An 18,987-nucleotide genomic window follows, 5' to 3' on the forward strand; every position below is an offset into this window, starting at 1 on the left:
TAACCTTAAAGAAATATAATTTATTGATTCAAAAAAGTAAAACCGCCATCACTTTCGTGATGACGATTCAATATTCTTAGTTTTTCAGTGGCCTCCCAAAATTGCAAGGGATTCTTATAATTTTTTATTCTTTAGTAGTAAGCTGTTTTAAAATATCTTCAATCTTACATCTACATCCTTTTCCTCCACATCCTCCACTACCTGCTCCAGTAATATTATTTACTTCCTCTAAGGTTCTCGCTCCACCTTTAATAGCATGTTTTATTTTCGACCTTGATATTGCTTTACATATACATACCTTTGTTAATTTATCTAATATATCATTATTTAAATTTTGTTCCATAATACACCTCTAATCAAATATTTTATTGATTATATTATACCTTGTATAATAATTGTTATCAAATAACAAATATTATATAAAACTGCCGCACTAAGAATAAATCTCACAACATATTGTGTTTGCTATTAATTTACAAAGCAATATATTGTATGTAAATTTCTTAATTCGGCAGCCCCATTTTAATTCTAATATATATTATTTAATTACACTACATTCTTCATCTGATTGAATATTAACTTTTTCTTCTTTATTATCATTATTTCTATTTGACTTTTTACCATATTTAGCTAAAATTTTATCTATATATATTTTTATAACAGCCATAGTAGGTACTGCTAGAATCATCCCTATAGGTCCATATAATCCTCCCCCTAAAGTTACCGCAAATATTATTAAAAATGGAGGGAGACCAACCTTGCCACCTATTAGTTTAGGATCTAAATACCAACCATCAAACTGCTGTAATAGGAATAAAAAAATTAATACTATAAAAGCTTTTATAGGACTAAAAAATAAATTTATAAAAAATCCTATGGTCATTCCTACAAAAGGTCCAAAATAAGGTATCATATTAGTTATCCCGACTATTATGGCTATTAAAAGAGTATATGGTGACTTTATAATACTTAAACCTACGAAAGCTATTGTTGCTATTATTGAAGAATCAATAGCTTTTGTTCCAATATATAAACCTATCATATAATCAATATTTCTAAAAAAATTTAAAAATTTATCAGCTTTTTTCTCCTTCATTATTATATATATAAATTTTTTAGTAGTTTCAATAAATTTTTCTTTATCTGCAAGTACATATATTGATATTATAAATCCAAAGACCCACTTTATAAAAGAATTAGTAATAGATAAAGTCTTTGATAATATTGTATCTAAAATAGTTGATATTATATTACTTAATTTACTTACTACAAAATCTGGTCTAATATTTAAATTTCCTGTAGAGTTTAATACATTTTTTATACCTTCATTATCTAATAAATTATTGAACCACTCTTGGGCAATAACTGTAAACTGAGGAATATTTTTTACCATATCTAAAATATTTGAAGTTATTTTTGGTAATAAATCTACAATAAAAAGTGTAATTGCTACTATTATTAAAATATATGTAATTAAAATGCTTAATCCTCTCCTAAGTTTAAACTTCCTTTCAAAAAAGCTCATTATAGGATTCAAAATATAAGCTATTATAAGTGCAAATATAAAAGGCGATATAATAGACATTAACTTACCTAAAGCTGCAAATAGTACTTTATAATTATCTATCACCTTTATTGATATAAATGCTATTACTATGGCAATAACTAAATCAAAATATCTTATCTTTTTGTTTTTATAAAACTGCAAATTCTTTCAACTCCCCCACATAAAATAACTAGTTAATATATACTGTATTTACTAGTATATAGCTTATTATAACTTATATCCATATAAAATTTTTTAATACATTGTAAATTTTTAATAATATTATTATTATCCAGATATTAAGACTTTCTTCTTGTTTAAACTAGAAAAATCAAGTATAAATACAAAAAATAACTATAATTCTGTCGAAAACATTCGCTGTTTATATTGACTTTAACGTTCGTATTTGCTAATATGTACAAGTGCCAAAAACACCAACAATTTCTATATATATTTGTAATATAAAGGACATTTATTAATTACAAAATAAGAAACAAAGGAGATTATTATGAAATCATCAGTTAATTTAAAAAGAAACTTTTTAGAATCATATTTTAAATTACAGGAAAACAATACATCAACAAGAACTGAAATTCTAGCAGGAATTACTACTTTTATGACTATGTCATATATATTAGTAGTTAATCCTAATATATTATCCGAAACTGGAATGAATTTCGGTGCTGTTTTTACAGCTACTGCACTAGCTGCAATAGTTTCAACTCTCTTAATGGGAATATATGCAAAACTTCCTTTTGCTCAAGCGCCAGGTATGGGGCTTAATGCATTTTTTGCTTATACCATTGTTATTGGTATGGGATATACATGGCAATTTGCATTAACTACAGCATTTTTAGAAGGAATTATATTTATTTTACTTACAGCTTTTAATGTTCGTGAGGCTATAATTGGCTCCATTCCAGATAATATTAAAAAAGCTATTTCTGTAGGTATAGGTATATTTATAGCCTTTATTGGCCTTGAAAATGCTAAAATAGTACTTCATCCTAAATCAGGAACTATACTAGCTTTAGGAGATATAACTAGCTCTATTCCATTACTTGCAATTATTGGTATAATAATAACTGGCGTTTTACTTGCTAGAAATATAAAAGGAGCCTTACTTATAGGAATAATTATTACTACTTTAATTGGAATCCCCATGGGAATTACTAAGCTACCATCTTCCTTAGCAAGTTTACCACCAAGTATAAGTCCTGTATTTCTAAAATTTGAATGGAATCATATATTTACTAAGGATATGGCTATAGCATTATTTACTCTATTGTTTATGGATATGTTTGATACTGTTGGAGCTCTAGTAGGTGTTTCTACTAAAGCAGGTATGCTGGATGAAAACGGAAATGTTCCAAGGGCAAAACAAGCATTACTTTCAGACGCCATAGGAACTACATTAGGTTCTTGTTTTGGTACAAGTACTGTATGCACATTCTTAGAAAGTGCTTCTGGAGTAGCAGCCGGTGGTAAAACTGGACTTACAGCGGTATCCACTGCAGTGATGTTTATTATAGCATTATTTTTATCACCATTATTTTTAATGATACCATCAGCAGCAACTGCTCCATCATTAATATTAGTAGGTTTATTTATGATGTCTCCTATAAAAGAAATAAACTTTACAGATTTTACAGAGGCCATTCCAGCTTTCCTTACTATAATAATGATGCCTCTATCTTATAGTATTTCTGACGGATTAATATTTGGTATCATTTCTTATGTACTTTTAAAAGCTTTAACTAAGAAAAACAAAGAAGTACATATATCAACTTACATACTAGCATTATTGTTTGTTTTAAAATTTTTTATATAATAATACCATTAAAATTTAATTCACTATAAAGCAGGTAAAAATCTACCTGCTTTTCTTAAGTGAAAATATTAAACCTGTTTAAGTTTAACATACTTTTATATATCAAATTTTTGTATCATCTCATTTAATTTTTGTGCTAACTCTGCTTGACTTTGAGCAGTTGTGGCCATTTGTTCCATTCCAATTGTAGCCTGATTTACACTTTCTAATATTTCATTGGAATTTTCCGATGTCTTCTGTGTGTGAATAGCCATATTCTGTACTGCTTCGCTAACCTGATTCATTGTTGCAGTAATTTCTTCTGTCATTGCCGCTATATCCTCTGACATCGTATTTAAGAAGCCTGCATCCTTATTATATTGTTCTCCTGTATCTACAAGAAGTTTATAATCTTTTATTACTTTTTCGGTTATAAATTTAAGTATTCCTTCTGAGTTCATTGACAAGTTTTCAAATGCTAGCTGTACTTTACCAATTGTACCTTGAATAGTTAGTACAGTTTGTGCTGATTGTTCTGCAAGCTTTCTAACTTCTTCCGCTACTACTGCAAATCCTTTTCCATGTTCTCCTGCCCTTGCAGCTTCTATAGCTGCATTAAGCGCTAAAAGATTAGTTTGTTCTGCTATACTAGCTATAGCATCTGCCATTACTTTAATTTCTTCAACTATTTTTCCTTGTTCAATGGCTTGTAGTATATTTTCTTCTTTTTCTTTATATAAATTTTGTGTTTCTATATCTGATTCTAAAGCTTTATTTTTAACTCCAATAGCTCTTTCACTTATTTTAGCTGACTGATTACTTCCCTCTACGGATTTATTAGAAAGTTCATTTATACTAGAATCAACTTCTTCTATAGATGCCGAAATTTCCTCTGAAGATGCACTTGCTTCTTCAGCTCCTTTTGCTATATTGTTTGTTGCATTATTTATATCTTCAAACTTTGAAGTCATTTCCTCTACTGTTGCTGATAATTCCTCGCTAGATGCACTTAAGTCTGTGGAATTCTGTGAAATAGCTTTTACTAATTCTGCAACATTTTTCTGTGCTTCATTAAGAGATACTCCAGTTTGCCCAAACTCATCCTTTCTTGTAATAGTAATTGGTGTAGAAAAATCGTATCCTTCAAGCCTTTTAGCAAAATCTTTAATTTTTAATAATGGCACAGTTATGGTATTAGTAATAACTATAGTTATTAAAATTGATAATATTACACTAACTGCTAATATAAAATATAAAATTTTAACTGTATTACTTGCTAAATTATTTGTATTCTGCTCTTCTAATTCTGCATGTTCATTTATAGTATTTAAAATTTTTTGTATACTATCTAACCATTGTTCTTGTGTAGCATTAAGTAACTTTGTTATATCCTCTTGTTCCTTTACACTAATGTTAGTACTTTTTGCTTTACTTGATAAATCTTTTATAACTTTAACTGAACTTTTCCCATATTTGCCAACGTTTATATAATCCTCTTTTCCTTTATCCGTTATAAGTAACTTATTAAGTTCTTCACTAATTTTATTATATTCTGATAGTGTTTTATTTAATATTTCTTCCTGATCAGATATATATTCTAAACTATTGCTAACAAGAATATTTCTGAATGCTGTATATGCATCATTTATATATCCTCTCATTTCATAGCAATACTGAATTTTTTTCATTTCCTCATTAGTAATAGATGCAAATCTATATTTCATACTATTTATTTGTATAGCTGAAAAAATAGAACTAGTTAAGATTAAAATAGTTAATATAAAAAATGCCAAAAGTATTTTTATTTTAACCTTTAAATTGTTAAAAAATTTCATACAATTACGACCTCCTAAATTAAGTAGCTACTATATAATTCGGCTCCCTTTATAGATAGTTTACTACTTTTCATACAATATTCTCCTAAAATACACTAATTAACCTATTATTCTTTGTTTTTAGAAAACATATTGTCAAAAAATAAAAAACGACCAAGCTTTTAAACTTGATCGTTTAAGATTAATTATTATTTTTATTTATTAAATTATAAAGCCAAGTTCCACTAGTTTCGCAAATATATCCTAAAATAGCACCTATAATAAGCGTTGGTAATATTGCTTTCCAATTTCCATTAGTAGCAAAAGTAGAAAAGCTTCCTATAAAAGTCCCTGGAATATGAGCAAACAATTTAAATTTTGCCTGAACACACATTGCAAAAGTAACTATTGTAGTCACTATAGCTCCAGCAATAGGAAAACTTAATAAATTAGATACTTTAATTATGACTATTGCCCAAAATACTCCACTTATATTGGCAATTATTGATACTTTAAAACCTTCTTTTTTCTCGCCTGCTGCAAAAAAACTTGTACATCCAGCAAAACCAGCCCAAGAAATTAATCCAATTATGCCACTTAAATATGCCCATACTCCACAAAAAATTGCTGTAGTTATTGAAAGTGCAATTAATGAACTCATATTTCACCTATACTATGAAAGCTTCTTTAGAAAGCTGAACAAGCTTTAAATATATTGATACATTGCCAGCCAATGCCTTTTCCATATAATCTATTCTAACTTTATCAATAGGTCTATGACAATAGTATTCCTGCATTGGTGAATATCCAATAGCTGGCTTTTTATCTGTTCCACATACTTTGGATAAATCTGTGCCAAAATCCCAATAGCCATATTTAACTGGCTGTCCTATTTCTTCTAGCCCTGAAGCTGCTGCTTTTACATAGTCACTATCCTTTGACATTTTCCAAGCTTCTTTAATATTAGGAACTGATGCTGTAATTCCAGTATAAGTAGTTCTAGGAACTTCTGCCACTTCCACTGTAGCTCTAAAATCTTTGTCCTCTTTGGACATCTCGTCTATTATACTTTGAATTTGTGCTATACAATCCTCTGCTGTTTCACCTGGTACAAATCTTCTATCATAAGTTATATAACATCTATCAGGAACTATACACATAGCTCCAGGAGTACAATTTATTATTGTAAGAGCTATACTAGATTTACCTAAGTCCTCATCAATTTTAATATTTTTTCCCACAACTTCTTCTACTTTATCTATAAACTTCGTAGCCTTATTCACTGCATTTATTCCTAGCCATGGGGCACTGCCATGGGATGTTACTCCAGAAATTATTACCTTTAATTCTACACGACCCCTATGCCCTAAATAAAGTTTTAATGAAGTAGCTTCACAAGACACAACTCCATCATATTTTATGCCTCTTTTAGCAAAAGTGTCATCTATTAGTTTAATCATTCCTAACTGTTCCGCTGGCTCTTCAAGTACAACTCCTGTAAATATATATTTACCTTTTATTGGATACCCCATTTCTCTAAGTTTTAATAACATAGCACCAGAATATATTTGACAAGCCCCTCCACCTTTTACATCTGCTGCTGCACGTCCATGTATAACTTTAGTAGGTTCTAAAGCTGTTGCATCTTGATTATGCATTTCGTTTTCATCAATTTCAGCACCATAGGGATCATATCCTTGCCACTCACTATAATCTCCTGTATCAACATGATCTAGATGAGCATTATACATTATTGTAGGGCCAGGTTCTGTACCATTTATTATTCCTATTACATTTCCCCAATCATCTCTAAAAACTTCATCATATCCTAATTTTCTCATTTCACTTAAATAAATATCTGCAACTTCCTTCTCTTGTCCAGAAAGGGCTGGAACTCTTATTAATCTTTGAGCAAAATCTATGGTATCCTCCTTAAACTCTTTAGCCATTCTATTTAATTCTTTATAAACATCTTTCACTAATCACATCTCCCTTAATTTTACTAAAAATCTAAATTACAAATATCTATGCTTACTAAATTATCACATACACTCTAATATAAAAGCATAAACATTATTGATGATAATTCTTAGATACACTAAATAAGTTCAGGTGCTTTTCTCTTTAGAAATTTTCCTCTTCCTTCCTTACCAACAAATTTTCCATTCTCCGCTATAACTTCTCCTCTAGATAAAGTAATTGCTGGGTATCCTTTTAATTTAAATCCCTCATAAGGCGTATAATCTACATTTTCATGGAGAACTGATTGAGTAACTGTAATCTCTTTTTTAGGATCAAATACAACCAAATCTGCATCACTGCCAACTACTATAGTTCCTTTTTCAGGATACATTCCAAAAACTTTAGCTGCATTAGTTGAAGTTATTTGAACAAATTTTTGTAAATTAAACCTACCTTCTTCAACTCCATAAGTATACATAAGTGGCATTCTTAACTCTACTCCAGGTGCTCCATTAGGAATCTTAGTAAAATCATCTATTCCCATCTTCTTTTGTTCCATAAAAAATGGACAATGATCCGTAGATACAACTTGCAATGTACCCTTCTCTAATGCTTTCCATAAATAAGCCCAATTTTTCTTATTTCTAAGTGGTGGTGACATAACATATTTTGCTCCATTAAAATCCGGTTCTTCGTAGTTTTTATAAGATAGCAATAAATACTGAGGACAAGTTTCTCCCATAATTGGATGTCCTTCATTCCTTGCCTTAGCTATTTCAGATGTAGATGCTTCACAACTATTATGAACTATATAAAGGGGAGCGTTACATATTTGGGCTAATTTAATTGCTCTGCCTGCCGCTTCTCCTTCACATAAATCCGGACGAGATATTGCATGGTATTTGGGTTCAATTTTACCTTCACTTAGTAACTTCTTAGTTAAATAGTTTATAACATAATAATTTTCCGCATGTACACAGGTTAATCCACCATTCTCATTTACCTTTATAAGTGTTCTCATCAAAATATCATCTTCTACCCTCATTCCTTCATAAGTCATAAATAATTTAAAACTTGAATAACCTTGTTCTATCACTTCAGGTATTTCATTGATAATGTTTTCATTCATGTCTGTAATTACTAAGTGAATTCCATAATCTATACAAGCTTTATTATCAGATTTTTCCCTCCAAATTTTAGCTGTTTCTTTCAAACTCTTTCCTTTGGGTTGAACAGCAAAATCTACTATAGTGGTAGTTCCCCCACAAGCAGCAGCTTTAGTTCCTGTTGTAAAATTGTCACTAGAAAAAGTTCCTCCAAAAGGCATGTCCATGTGCGTATGTGGATCTATTCCTCCTGGAAATATATATTTTCCTTCTGCATTAATTATTTTATCTGCATTATTTTTTATATTTAATCCAATTTCTACAATTTTACCTTCATTAATTGCAATATCACCTTTAAAAGTATCTGAAGCCGTAACAATAGTTCCATTTTTAATTATAATATCAAATTCCCCCATACCAGTTCCTCCTAATTATAATAAAATTATTTACTCTTTAACTGATGTAAATAATCTTTGGTATATATAATTTTTATGGGGTTATTCAATATTTTATTCCAAATATTATTGATGAAAATAAAAAACATACTAGGCAATTACCTAGTATGCTTAAGTTATGTGAATAGCTACATTAATCTCTATAGGAATATCATCAACTAATATCTTTATGCATAAAACTTTATCTGTATTGACTTTAATTTCAATTTTATCACCATAAATTAAAGTAGGAGTTGATATATTTATATTTTTTCCCATATTAGAAAAGTTTATGCTAGCATTAGCTGTTAGCATATTAGTAAGCTCAGATATTGCACTTTGGGCCATATCATCTAATTCACTTACCGGCATCCCCATCATCATTGTAGAAGCAATTTTTTTAGCACTTTCTAAATCTATTCCATAGATTATATTTCCTTTAAAATCTCCAACAAGTCCTAAATTAATAAGAACTCCTGTCCCTGATAAATGTTTTTCTTTTAAATAAACCTCACCTTTTTCAATTTTAAAAAACCCAATTTGAGGCATTACATTATAAAACGCTTCTATAAATGGATTAATTAATTTTACATCCATTCTTCTTCACCTCTTTTAAAACCAACATTTAAATGTATATCTCCAAAAACAGTCTTGGCCATAACAGAAGTAGTTTCTAAAGAAGTTCTAGATATTTTTAAGGAATTTCCATGAAATATTGTAGGAGGTGCTACACGTAATCCAAATACTTTATTCTTACGATTAATCATAGAGCAAGCATTTCCTGCTATAATATTAGCTAATTCTCCTACCATGGCTAAACACTCATCCATATCCTTACATTCCCTTTTCAAAACAACCTTAGCCATACTCTTAGCAGATTCATAAGATAAATCCATTATCATTCTACCAGAATATTTTCCTATAATTCCTATAACTACTGATACACCATTTGAAACTTCTATTTTATCAGATTTAGTTTTATTTTCAAATGAAGGAATAGTTTTTGTCAATCTATTAAGATTATTTGAAAAAGCTTCTTCAAAAACAGTAAAATATATCTTTTCTAAATTATCAAACAATTCTTTATCAAACATTATTCCTTCTATTGTAGTAATAAGTTCTTCTGGTTCTACAGGTTTTTGTACATATCCAGCAACATTATTTTTTTTAGCTTTCTTTACAATTTCCTCATCCATCATAGAACTTACAACTACAACTTTTATGTTATTATCTATTAAATGAATAGCTCTAGTACATTCTAATCCATCTGTTCCTGGAATTGTCATATCCATAGTTACTAAATCTGGCTTACTATCTCTTACCACCTCAATAGTTTCTTGTAGTGTTCCAGCGGATCCAACTACTTCATGTCCATTTTCTTCTAATATATCTTTTAAGATACTTATTGAAAACGGAGAATCATCTACTATAACAATTCTTAGTTTTTTCATTTAATTCACCCTCCACTTCCTTATTTCCTTTTGCAATTTGTACATTTTTCCCCTTTTTCTACATATTATATATTTTATTATACTTTATTATACTTTATTTATATTTTATTCGTCTACTGTTATTTAATAATTAATACTATTAAAATTTAATTGACTTTATAATATATTTAAAATATATTTGAATGGTAACATAAGGACAATATAACATAGTTTTATAGCATACATTGGAGGATCTTAACTATGGAATTTATATATAACAAAATGTACAACTTAAAAAATAATAAAAAATATTTTATATTATATGAAATTACAATAGCTATATTAGCCTTAATTTCTCTTTTAATTTTAATTATATCTATAATGGTTCCTAAAGAAGTTGAAGTTTTAAACTTAATAAATAATATTATTCTTTTTATATTTGCTACAGACTATTTAGTAAGACTTATATTATCAAAGGATAAAAAAGCTTTCTTTAGAAGAAACTTAATTGATTTAATAGCAATTATACCTTTTGACCCCATTTTCCAAGTAGTTAAACTAACTCGTTTATTAAGATTTGTAAAAATTATTAGGGTACTAGCCATTTATAGTAAATTTAGAAAAAGTATAGATAATTTCATAAAAACAAATAGTTTCAATTATGTATTATGGATTACACTTAGTATATTAATCTTAGGGGCCTTAGGAATACATCTTTGTGAAAATATGACCTTAGGCAATTCCCTTTGGTGGTCTTTTGTTACAATTACTACTGTAGGCTATGGTGATATTTCTCCCAAGACACCTTTCGGAAGACTCATTGCAGTATTCTTGATGCTTACTGGTATAGGATTTTTAAGTATGCTTACCGGAACTATTGCTACATTTTTTATAAATAAAGGTAAAAATAAGAATTGTGATTATAGATGTGAAACTATAAAAATGATACAAAATAAATTAGATAATTTTGATTCTTTAACAAAATCAGATATTGATGATATATGTAAAGTATTGAATGCTCTTAAAAATAGTTAATACACTTATTATAAAAAAGTACAAATCACTTTTTTAGAGTACAGATAAGAAAGCTTTTCTTCCGTTATTACTACAGAAAAACTTTAACTTAAAATTTTTTGTAGTGTCAATGGAGAAAAATTCTCCTTATCTGTACTCTGTTCTCTATATTTGTACTCTAAAAAGCTGCTTCACAATATTTTACAGTTGTCCCATAAGATGCTGAACTATTAAACTAGATATAGCTACATTAAACCAAACTATAAGCCCTAGAAAAATTGGTTTCAACCCTGATTTAACCATATCCTTAAAATTAGCGCTAAGTCCCACTGCTGATAAAGCCATAACTATCATAAACTTTCCTAACTTTGTTATATATGGGATTAAATCTTTTGGAAACACTCCTAAAGTATTTAAAATAGAAGCTACTAAAAACCATAATATGAACCAAGGAAATATTTTCTTTATATTAAAATTGGACTCCTTTTTCTTTTTATAAGCTACAACCATTGCAAATATTAAAGATATCGGAATTATTAAAGTAGCTCTTGTTAATTTTACAATAGTGGCAAACTCTCCAGCTGCATTACTAAAAACATATCCCGCTGCCACTACAGAAGAAGTATCGTTTATAGCTGTACCTGCCCATAATCCAAATCCTTTATCTGTCAAACTTAAAAAATGCCCTAATGGCGGAAATATTAAAACTGCAATTATATTAAAGAAAAATATTGTTGATATAGAGTATGCAATTTCCATTTCATCAGCTTCAATTATAGGAGATACAGCGGCAATAGCTGATCCTCCACATATAGCAGTTCCAACCCCTATGAGAGATTTTAAATTACTAGGGATTTTTAAAAGCTTTCCAATTAAAAATGCTGATACAAAAGCTACAGTTATAGTTACTAATGTTACGGATAATGATTCTAATCCTGTGTTCTTTACTTGAGTAAAACTAAGCCCTGCTCCTAATAAAATTATTGACCATTGGAGAACCTTTTTTGAAACAAAAGCCACTCCCTTTTTACAACTTTCTGGTTTACCTAAAGTATTATTAATTATGATTCCAATTATAATTCCAAAAACAGCTCCTCCTATAATAGGGAATTTTCCTCCAAGTATGGTAGCAACTATAGCAATTATAAAACTAAGAATAACTCCTAAATATATTTCTTTTAACTTATTCATACGATTCCTCCTAAATGCTTTTTACTTCCTTATTATAATTTAAAATTATATAAAATTAAAATATTATTATTTTATATTTACCATAAGTAAATACTTATGATAAATAAATAAAAAATAATAAAGAATAAATATAAAGAAAATTTTCTTTATATTTATTCTTTATTATTTTTTATTTTAAAATTTCATTTAAAGTTTTTTGTAGTATTAACATAACAAAGATATACTTAACTGTCACTTATCCTATACCAACTAAAAGCACTATCCTATTCCATTATATACAACTCCAAATATTAAAACTAATACTCCAGAAACTACAAATGCATATTTAGCTAAAGGAATGAACCATTTTTTTAATGGTTTTTCTGCTCCCAAATTAATATCTTCCATAGCTCTATCTATTCCATATATCCAAAAAAACGTTATAGATGCAATTATTGAACCTATTGGAGCAAGATATATAGTTACAAAATCAGCAAAAGTTCCAAATCTAATCATACTTAAATCTAATGGTATTGCAACTGTAAATGCAATTATAGAAATAATTAATGCTCCTTTAAATCTGCTTATCTTAAAATAATTCATAGAAGCTTCTACTGTAGCTTCTAACATATTAATTATAGAAGATATAGCTGCAAAAATTGTACTTAAGAAAAATAATACACCAAACAAATATCCAAAAGGCATTACTTTAAATATATGTGGCATAGTTATAAATAATAAAGATGGTCCTACTGATGGATCTAATCCAAAAGCAAATACAGCAGGTATTATCATAAAGGCTGCTAATAACGCTGATAAAGTATCAAAAATAGCTACTTGCAACGCCGCTTTTGGTATATCTACATCATCCTTTAAATAACTCCCATATACTACCATACCAGCTCCATTTAAAGATACTGTAAAAAACGCTTGTCCTAAAGCCATTACCCAAGTTATTGGTTTAAATAGATATTCCCATTTAGGTACAAGTAAATATCTAACTCCATCTATAGCTCCAGGCAATGTAACACTTCTTATAGTAAGTATTATGAATATAATAAATAATGTAGGCATCATTATCTTATTCATTATTTCAATCCCATTTGTAACCCCTAAAATTATAATTACAATGGTAATAACTATAGCCAAAAGATGCCAAGGTATAGTTTTACTAGTTCCAGCAAAATCGTTGAAATAATTTGCAATACTCATATTATAAAAGGAGCCTTTCAAAGCTGCATAAAAATATCTAAATATCCATCCTACCACTACTCCATAAAATATTAGAGTACCCCCTACAGCAAAAGTAGGTATCACGCTTAAAAAACTACCTAACTTCTCATTCTTACCTTTAAATACATGCTTAATTCCTTGTAATGAACCACTTTTTCTTGACCTTCCAAAAGCAAATTCTCCTATAAGACCTGGCACACCTAATAAAAATACACAAATGAAATAAGGAACTAAAAATGCTCCTCCTCCATATTGACCTAATTTCCAAGGAAACATCCACATATTCCCAAGTCCTATAGCTGATCCTAAACAAGATAAAACAAAACCTACTTTGCTTGAAAAGCTTTCTCTTTCTACCATACTACCTTCCTCCTATATACTTTTTTAGTTGACATCTGTCAATAAATAATTTTTACCCTTAGCTATCCACTATCTTATGTCAACTAAATCGATTTATTGGTAATTTTTAAAAGTTATCTATAATCTAGGAATTACATAATTCCATATAAATTAAAAAGGGTTCTCTCAAATCCTTATAAGGACGAGAAAACCCGTGGTACCACCTTAATTTACACAAGCTGTGCCTCATTGTCACTTATCGGGTGACCTCCGTAATGTTTCTACATTAATGCTCCAGATTGTAATTGGCAAACTTTTGCAACACAAAACTCTCACCTTATGCTCTGCTCTCTTTATAAAACACAAAAGTCACTACTAAATTCCTTCATTGCCCTATCTACCATACTACATTTTTTAGTTTCGTTAGTAATAATATCATAGATTTATTTTTTTGTAAACCTGTCTGCTATATGAAATAATTTATATATAGCTTTTTCATAAAGTTTTGGTACTATTTCAAAAGAATAAGGTATATTCAATCTTTCAGATAATTTATGAAAGTCCTTCCCAAATCCTCCAAAAGCCACAGAAGGTATATCCAACTCCTCTAATTCCTTAACAGGTAATTTGTAACTTTTATTTATACCTAAAATATTTGAAGCAATGATATTTAATCCCTCTTTATCTTCAACACCAGTATAACTCAAATCACAAAGTGCCATGTAATAATGATCTTTTTCAATGTGAGTTTCAAAATTCTCCTTTGCATATTTTATTACATCATCAACTACATTTAATAAAATCTTATCTAACAATTTATCTTCCTTTAAATGTTTGTCAGGATAATATGGTGGTGCAAATCCTATTATTATAGCTGGTGATTTATCTGGGTAATTTAAATAGGTTTCTTTCATTATATTTATTGCTATATTTTGAAGGTCTTTTCCTTCGTGTATCCACTGATTTATCTTTTCATTAATAAGCTTATCAAAAGACTCCCCTTTCATTTTTTTAACTCTATTATAAATTTCTTCATAAGTAAGTACTGTAGGTTGAATCTTTTCACTTACTAAATTTCTATTAGATATTGTAGCAAATTTATTTACTCTATCTTCATATATATCTAAAGCATTTTTAAATGCCTCTACCGCTAAATTCTTAAGTTTATACATTAATTCATCTATAGATAGATTTAATGTTAATATATTATAATAAGAAGCTGCCATAAGGGGAGTTTGTACAGAATAAAGTTCTTTTAAATCCATATGTTTTAAACAAATTGGAGCTGGTGTTATATTTCCTCTATCCCTATCACAAAAATCTGAATTTAACTCCAACAATCTATTAAGTTCTCCTGCTAATAAATTTGGATTTAATCCTGTATAGGACTCATAAACATGAGTTTCCTTTCCTACAAATAAAAACAGAGGCATTACTTTACCAGAAGTACCCAAATATATACGTTTTGTACTGTCTCCTATTTCTTTTGGTATGCAACACTCTGATACAAATAATCCTACATATTCATATCCAAATCTTTGCTTTAAATCTAAAAGATAGGGAACTGCAGCTAGCATACCTTCTGAATTACTTTCTTCCCCTGGTACTGCTAAAAATAATATGTTCCCTTCAAAATCATCCCTTAAAGATAGCTCCCTTAAAAGTTCTATATGAAGAGCTAGTCCAAACTTCATATCTGCAGTACCTCTTCCAAAAAGATACTCCCCTGATTCTAAATCCTCTAAAGTCTCTTTATTTAAAGGCAATTCCTTTATTCTGCTCTGAAGTTTCAACGGTTCAAAAGCTAATTCCTTTAAATGCCCAAAATCCTCTACATCCACTACATCTAAATGTCCTGTAAGAATAATTGTGTTTTTTGATGGTTTTGAACTGCAAAATAAAGCACTTACAAAACTTCTATTTAGTGGATCTTCACTAATTTTTATCAAATTTAAATTTTCGGGATACTGGCTAAAATAAGGTATATCCTCTAATATATTTATAATTTTTTCTGCTGTTACACTTTCTTCTTTCTTTCCCGCTATTCCTGGAACCGCTACTAATTGTAATAGTGTATCCATTATTTTATCCTTAATATTCATTAGATTTCCTCCTATGCAATTAGTGACTTTTTAATTATTCTTATACATTGTATTATTTAAATTACAATATGTCTATATTATTTATTTTAACTAGAGGAAATCTTAATCATAAAAATAATCTTATTTAATGGTAATTACATTTATAATATTTATATTCGAATAAGCCACTCTATCTTCAAATTTAGTATCTGCTTTATAAAACATTATCTTTTTGCCATCGTGACTCCAATGAACCCAATTAGGTACACGTCCACCTAAATCTATATCTTTAGCTAAGCAGATTCTATTAGTAAAATTATTTTCATTAATTCGTGCAGCATATAGATTCCAGCATTCCTTACCATTTTCCTTAGCTCTGTTTACATATACAACCTTTGTTCTATCTGGAGACACATAACATGGCGAAGAAAATCCGCCTTCTTTACTTTTCATATGGAATATTACTCTATTAAATTTTTTATTTTCTACATCATACATATAAGTACCATCTTCCCCATTAACAATAGCCTGTAATAATATACTTTTACCATTATTTAATATTTCATACTGTGCTGATGGTATGCAATTTTCAATAAAATCTTTTTTTGTTCTATCTACATAAGGAAGCAACATAATTGAGTCAATTTTTTTGCTAACTACATTTATCTTATATATACCTTGTCTTCTTTCATCACCTTTATTTCCCTTTTCTTCCCCTATAAAATAAATTTCCTTTCCATCTTCGCTAAAAAATCCTGGTATTATACTTATATAGAATCCTTCTTTATTTATATTTATAATTTCTCCCTTATTTGCCTTAATATTATATATTTCAAGCCCACTTCCCGCAAAATTAATTATGAAATTTCCATCCTTAGACCATACTCCATCTGTCCAATTATCATTATGACTTATTCCACAACTTTTTATCTCATCAGTTTTCAAATTATAAATTTTACTTTTGCCATTTAATAAATAGGCAATATTCTTCCCTCTAGGTGAAATTTCAGCCTTAACAGTATTGTTATTTATATATTCATTATTATCTTTTAAGATAGTTTTTTCCATAGTGTTTAAATTTAGCTTATATAAATTTCCATATTGGTCTTTATAAAAATTATCAATTTTCTCATTAGGCATCTTATCTAATTTAAAATCTTTATATTTTTTCTTAAGTTCATCTTTAGTCATTCCAATTGATAATATAACTTCATCGTTTTCTGAAAATCCATAAACCTCATATAATCCCGGTATATTTTTATATTCTTGTTTATTAATAATTTGTAATGGATTATTATTAGGAATATTTAAGCTGTCTTGAACCATAATTATAGGTTTTTCTGAAATTCCTTGAGCTTTAGTTGTAAAAAAATATTCTACTCCTACGCAACTACCTATTATTAAAGCAGGTATTGAAACTTTTAATATTAATCCTTTCCGTTTTGTATTCATTTAGAATTCCTCCTCTAATATTTTTTATTATATACCCATATTAATCAATGATTATTGCCGAAATTTAAGCAATTATTGCCAATATGTAAACATTTATCACTAATAACCATAAGGGGAATCTTCATACAAACGCTAGTTCCCATATCCTCTTTACTTTCTATTTTTATTTCTCCATTGTGCTTTTTTAAAATAGATTTAACTATGTGAAGTCCTAATCCATTACTTTCTTTTTCCCTTTCACCTTTTTTATCAATTCTATAAAAAGGTTCATATATTTTATCTATTTTACCTTCTGGTATCCCTTTTCCTTTATCTTTTACTCTTAAAATACAAAATCCATTTTTACTATATAACTTTACTCTTATAGTAGATTTTACATATCCATATTTTATTGAATTATCTATAATATTTATTATCATTCTTCTTATATCTTCTTTATTTCCATATATAAATATATCTTTTTCTAATGATTCTTCTATATAAATTTTATACTTATTTGCCTTTATTAACATATCTTCACAAACTAAATGAACTATTTCCTTCATATCTAATTTTTCTAATTTATCAATTTCTACATAAGACTCTAACTTTGACATAGTAAGTAAGTCCAAAACCATTTTGTGCATTCTATTACTTTCCCTTTTTATTCTTGTAGCTGCCTTATTTAACACCTTTTCATCTTTGCTGCCATCATCAAGTATCATCTGAGCATAACCAGATATTATAGTTAACGGTGTTTTCATTTCATGTGTTACATTATCAAAAAAAGCCTTTCTATGGCTTTCTATTACTCTCAGGTTATCTCTATCCTCTTTAATAGTTTCTATTTGATTTTTTATCTGTTCCTTCATAGATTTAAAATCTTCTCCTAAATCACCAATCTCATCTGAAGATTTTATATTAAATTCTAAATTAAAATTCCCTTTAGACATTTCTTTACTAAATTTACTCAATTTAATTATTGGAATTGTAATTTTAGTACATAATAATATAGTAAAAATACAAGTCAAAATAAAGATTATAAGTATTACTCTCTTTATCATTTTTAAAAGGTTTCTACTTAGTTCAAATAAATATGAATAATCTTTAGAATATCTCATAATACATATGTCCTTTCCATCTACATTAACTGGAAAAGAAAAAGCTACTATATAAATGTTATCATAATTCAATATGGAAAAAGCATTTTTCCTTTTTAATGCTTCTTTTAAATCTTCTTTGCTGTCCTTAATATTTTTATATTCATTATTAAATGCTAAAACATCTCCATCTGCATAAGTAGTATCTAAAAGTAGTTGTCCATTATTTTTATAAAACATCACTCTGTCATCTATCTTTAAAGATAATGCCTCAGAAATCTCATTTATACGCTCTTCAAAGTCTTTTTCATTATTTTTAATATTATTCATGGTCATAAACTGTCTTAAATAAAGACTTAAATCTTTTATGGAAGTTGAGAATTCTTTCTTTATTATTTCCTTATTATTATTTACAATTATTTTATTCATAAAAAAGCTCATCACATTAAACCCTATACAAAATATAATAATAAGCCCCACTACAAATTTATATCTTAAAGAAAACTTCATACAATCT

General features: G+C 28.3%; 15 protein-coding genes. 2 read left to right on the forward strand and 13 right to left on the reverse strand.

Annotated elements, in window-relative coordinates; genetic code table 11:
- Positions 1–124 precede the first annotated feature (124 nt).
- Together J2Z24_RS17080 and J2Z24_RS17085 are read right to left on the reverse strand one after the other, a co-directional pair.
- Complete coding sequence (locus tag J2Z24_RS17080) at positions 125–343, reverse strand: (2Fe-2S)-binding protein (RefSeq protein WP_035151702.1); 219 nt, start codon at positions 341–343, stop codon at positions 125–127.
- Between the two features lie 195 nt (positions 344–538).
- The gene (locus J2Z24_RS17085) at positions 539–1,708 is read right to left on the reverse strand and encodes an AI-2E family transporter (RefSeq protein ID WP_051593428.1); all 1,170 of its coding nucleotides are present in this window, start codon (positions 1,706–1,708) and stop codon (positions 539–541) included.
- 346 nt (positions 1,709–2,054) lie between these two features.
- On the opposite strand from J2Z24_RS17085, the gene J2Z24_RS17090 reads away from it, so the two are divergent.
- The gene (locus J2Z24_RS17090; protein ID WP_035151705.1) at positions 2,055–3,377 is read left to right on the forward strand and encodes an NCS2 family permease; all 1,323 of its coding nucleotides are present in this window, start codon (positions 2,055–2,057) and stop codon (positions 3,375–3,377) included.
- Positions 3,378–3,472: 95 nt separating this feature from the next.
- On the opposite strand, the gene J2Z24_RS17095 is transcribed toward J2Z24_RS17090, so the two are convergent.
- The 6 genes from J2Z24_RS17095 to J2Z24_RS17120 form a co-directional block, all read right to left on the reverse strand.
- A complete protein-coding gene (locus J2Z24_RS17095; RefSeq protein ID WP_035151708.1) occupies positions 3,473–5,191 on the reverse strand; it encodes a methyl-accepting chemotaxis protein in 1,719 nt (572 codons plus the stop codon).
- Between the two features lie 181 nt (positions 5,192–5,372).
- Positions 5,373–5,831 carry a DUF1097 domain-containing protein gene (locus tag J2Z24_RS17100; RefSeq protein WP_035151711.1) on the reverse strand — a complete coding sequence of 153 codons (459 nt, stop codon included), beginning with the start codon at positions 5,829–5,831 and terminating at the stop codon, positions 5,373–5,375.
- A 7-nt stretch (positions 5,832–5,838) separates the two neighbouring features.
- Positions 5,839–7,149 (reverse strand): M20/M25/M40 family metallo-hydrolase, encoded by a 1,311-nt coding sequence (locus tag J2Z24_RS17105; RefSeq protein WP_242990837.1) that lies wholly within the window; start codon positions 7,147–7,149, stop codon positions 5,839–5,841.
- A gap of 119 nt (positions 7,150–7,268) precedes the next feature.
- Entirely contained in the window at positions 7,269–8,654 is a 1,386-nt protein-coding gene (hydA, locus tag J2Z24_RS17110) for a dihydropyrimidinase (protein ID WP_035151714.1), read from the reverse strand.
- A gap of 150 nt (positions 8,655–8,804) precedes the next feature.
- Positions 8,805–9,269, reverse strand: coding sequence for a chemotaxis protein CheX (locus J2Z24_RS17115; RefSeq protein WP_035151717.1), 465 nt, complete (start codon positions 9,267–9,269; stop codon positions 8,805–8,807).
- Positions 9,260–10,123 (reverse strand): response regulator, encoded by an 864-nt coding sequence (locus J2Z24_RS17120; RefSeq protein ID WP_035151720.1) that lies wholly within the window; start codon positions 10,121–10,123, stop codon positions 9,260–9,262. Before J2Z24_RS17120 ends, J2Z24_RS17115 begins: the two co-directional genes overlap by 10 nt.
- A 240-nt stretch (positions 10,124–10,363) precedes the next feature.
- Here J2Z24_RS17120 and J2Z24_RS17125 point away from each other — a divergent pair, with 240 nt between their 5' ends.
- A complete protein-coding gene (locus J2Z24_RS17125; protein ID WP_241392972.1) occupies positions 10,364–11,137 on the forward strand; it encodes a potassium channel family protein in 774 nt (257 codons plus the stop codon).
- A 180-nt stretch (positions 11,138–11,317) separates the two neighbouring features.
- On the opposite strand, the gene J2Z24_RS17130 is transcribed toward J2Z24_RS17125, so the two are convergent.
- The 5 genes from J2Z24_RS17130 to J2Z24_RS17150 form a co-directional block, all read right to left on the reverse strand.
- Positions 11,318–12,307, reverse strand: a complete 990-nt coding sequence (locus tag J2Z24_RS17130; RefSeq protein ID WP_035151723.1) for a YeiH family protein — start codon at positions 12,305–12,307, stop codon at positions 11,318–11,320.
- A gap of 258 nt (positions 12,308–12,565) precedes the next feature.
- Positions 12,566–13,879 carry a sodium-dependent transporter gene (locus J2Z24_RS17135; RefSeq protein ID WP_035150107.1) on the reverse strand — a complete coding sequence of 438 codons (1,314 nt, stop codon included), beginning with the start codon at positions 13,877–13,879 and terminating at the stop codon, positions 12,566–12,568.
- A gap of 422 nt (positions 13,880–14,301) precedes the next feature.
- Positions 14,302–15,960, reverse strand: a complete 1,659-nt coding sequence (locus tag J2Z24_RS17140; protein ID WP_035150110.1) for a M20/M25/M40 family metallo-hydrolase — start codon at positions 15,958–15,960, stop codon at positions 14,302–14,304.
- Positions 15,961–16,080: 120 nt separating this feature from the next.
- Positions 16,081–17,391, reverse strand: coding sequence for a TolB-like translocation protein (locus J2Z24_RS17145; RefSeq protein ID WP_035150112.1), 1,311 nt, complete (start codon positions 17,389–17,391; stop codon positions 16,081–16,083).
- A 44-nt stretch (positions 17,392–17,435) separates the two neighbouring features.
- Complete coding sequence (locus J2Z24_RS17150; RefSeq protein WP_085059131.1) at positions 17,436–18,980, reverse strand: HAMP domain-containing sensor histidine kinase; 1,545 nt, start codon at positions 18,978–18,980, stop codon at positions 17,436–17,438.
- Positions 18,981–18,987 lie beyond the last annotated feature (7 nt).

Origin of the sequence: Clostridium tetanomorphum (genome assembly GCF_017873215.1) — a bacterium.
GTDB classification, from domain to species: domain Bacteria; phylum Bacillota; class Clostridia; order Clostridiales; family Clostridiaceae; genus Clostridium_AO; species Clostridium_AO tetanomorphum.

Coding starts and splice junctions, on each gene's coding strand:
- J2Z24_RS17080 (WP_035151702.1), bottom strand. CDS start 343: ATGGAACAAAATTTAAATAATGATATATTAGATAAATTAACAAAGGTA.
- J2Z24_RS17090 (WP_035151705.1), top strand. CDS start 2,055: ATGAAATCATCAGTTAATTTAAAAAGAAACTTTTTAGAATCATATTTT.
- J2Z24_RS17095 (WP_035151708.1), bottom strand. CDS start 5,191: ATGAAATTTTTTAACAATTTAAAGGTTAAAATAAAAATACTTTTGGCA.
- J2Z24_RS17100 (WP_035151711.1), bottom strand. CDS start 5,831: ATGAGTTCATTAATTGCACTTTCAATAACTACAGCAATTTTTTGTGGA.
- hydA (WP_035151714.1), bottom strand. CDS start 8,654: ATGGGGGAATTTGATATTATAATTAAAAATGGAACTATTGTTACGGCT.
- J2Z24_RS17115 (WP_035151717.1), bottom strand. CDS start 9,269: ATGGATGTAAAATTAATTAATCCATTTATAGAAGCGTTTTATAATGTA.
- J2Z24_RS17120 (WP_035151720.1), bottom strand. CDS start 10,123: ATGAAAAAACTAAGAATTGTTATAGTAGATGATTCTCCGTTTTCAATA.
- J2Z24_RS17125 (WP_241392972.1), top strand. CDS start 10,364: ATGGAATTTATATATAACAAAATGTACAACTTAAAAAATAATAAAAAA.
- J2Z24_RS17130 (WP_035151723.1), bottom strand. CDS start 12,307: ATGAATAAGTTAAAAGAAATATATTTAGGAGTTATTCTTAGTTTTATA.
- J2Z24_RS17135 (WP_035150107.1), bottom strand. CDS start 13,879: ATGGTAGAAAGAGAAAGCTTTTCAAGCAAAGTAGGTTTTGTTTTATCT.
- J2Z24_RS17140 (WP_035150110.1), bottom strand. CDS start 15,960: ATGAATATTAAGGATAAAATAATGGATACACTATTACAATTAGTAGCG.
- J2Z24_RS17145 (WP_035150112.1), bottom strand. CDS start 17,391: ATGAATACAAAACGGAAAGGATTAATATTAAAAGTTTCAATACCTGCT.
- J2Z24_RS17150 (WP_085059131.1), bottom strand. CDS start 18,980: ATGAAGTTTTCTTTAAGATATAAATTTGTAGTGGGGCTTATTATTATA.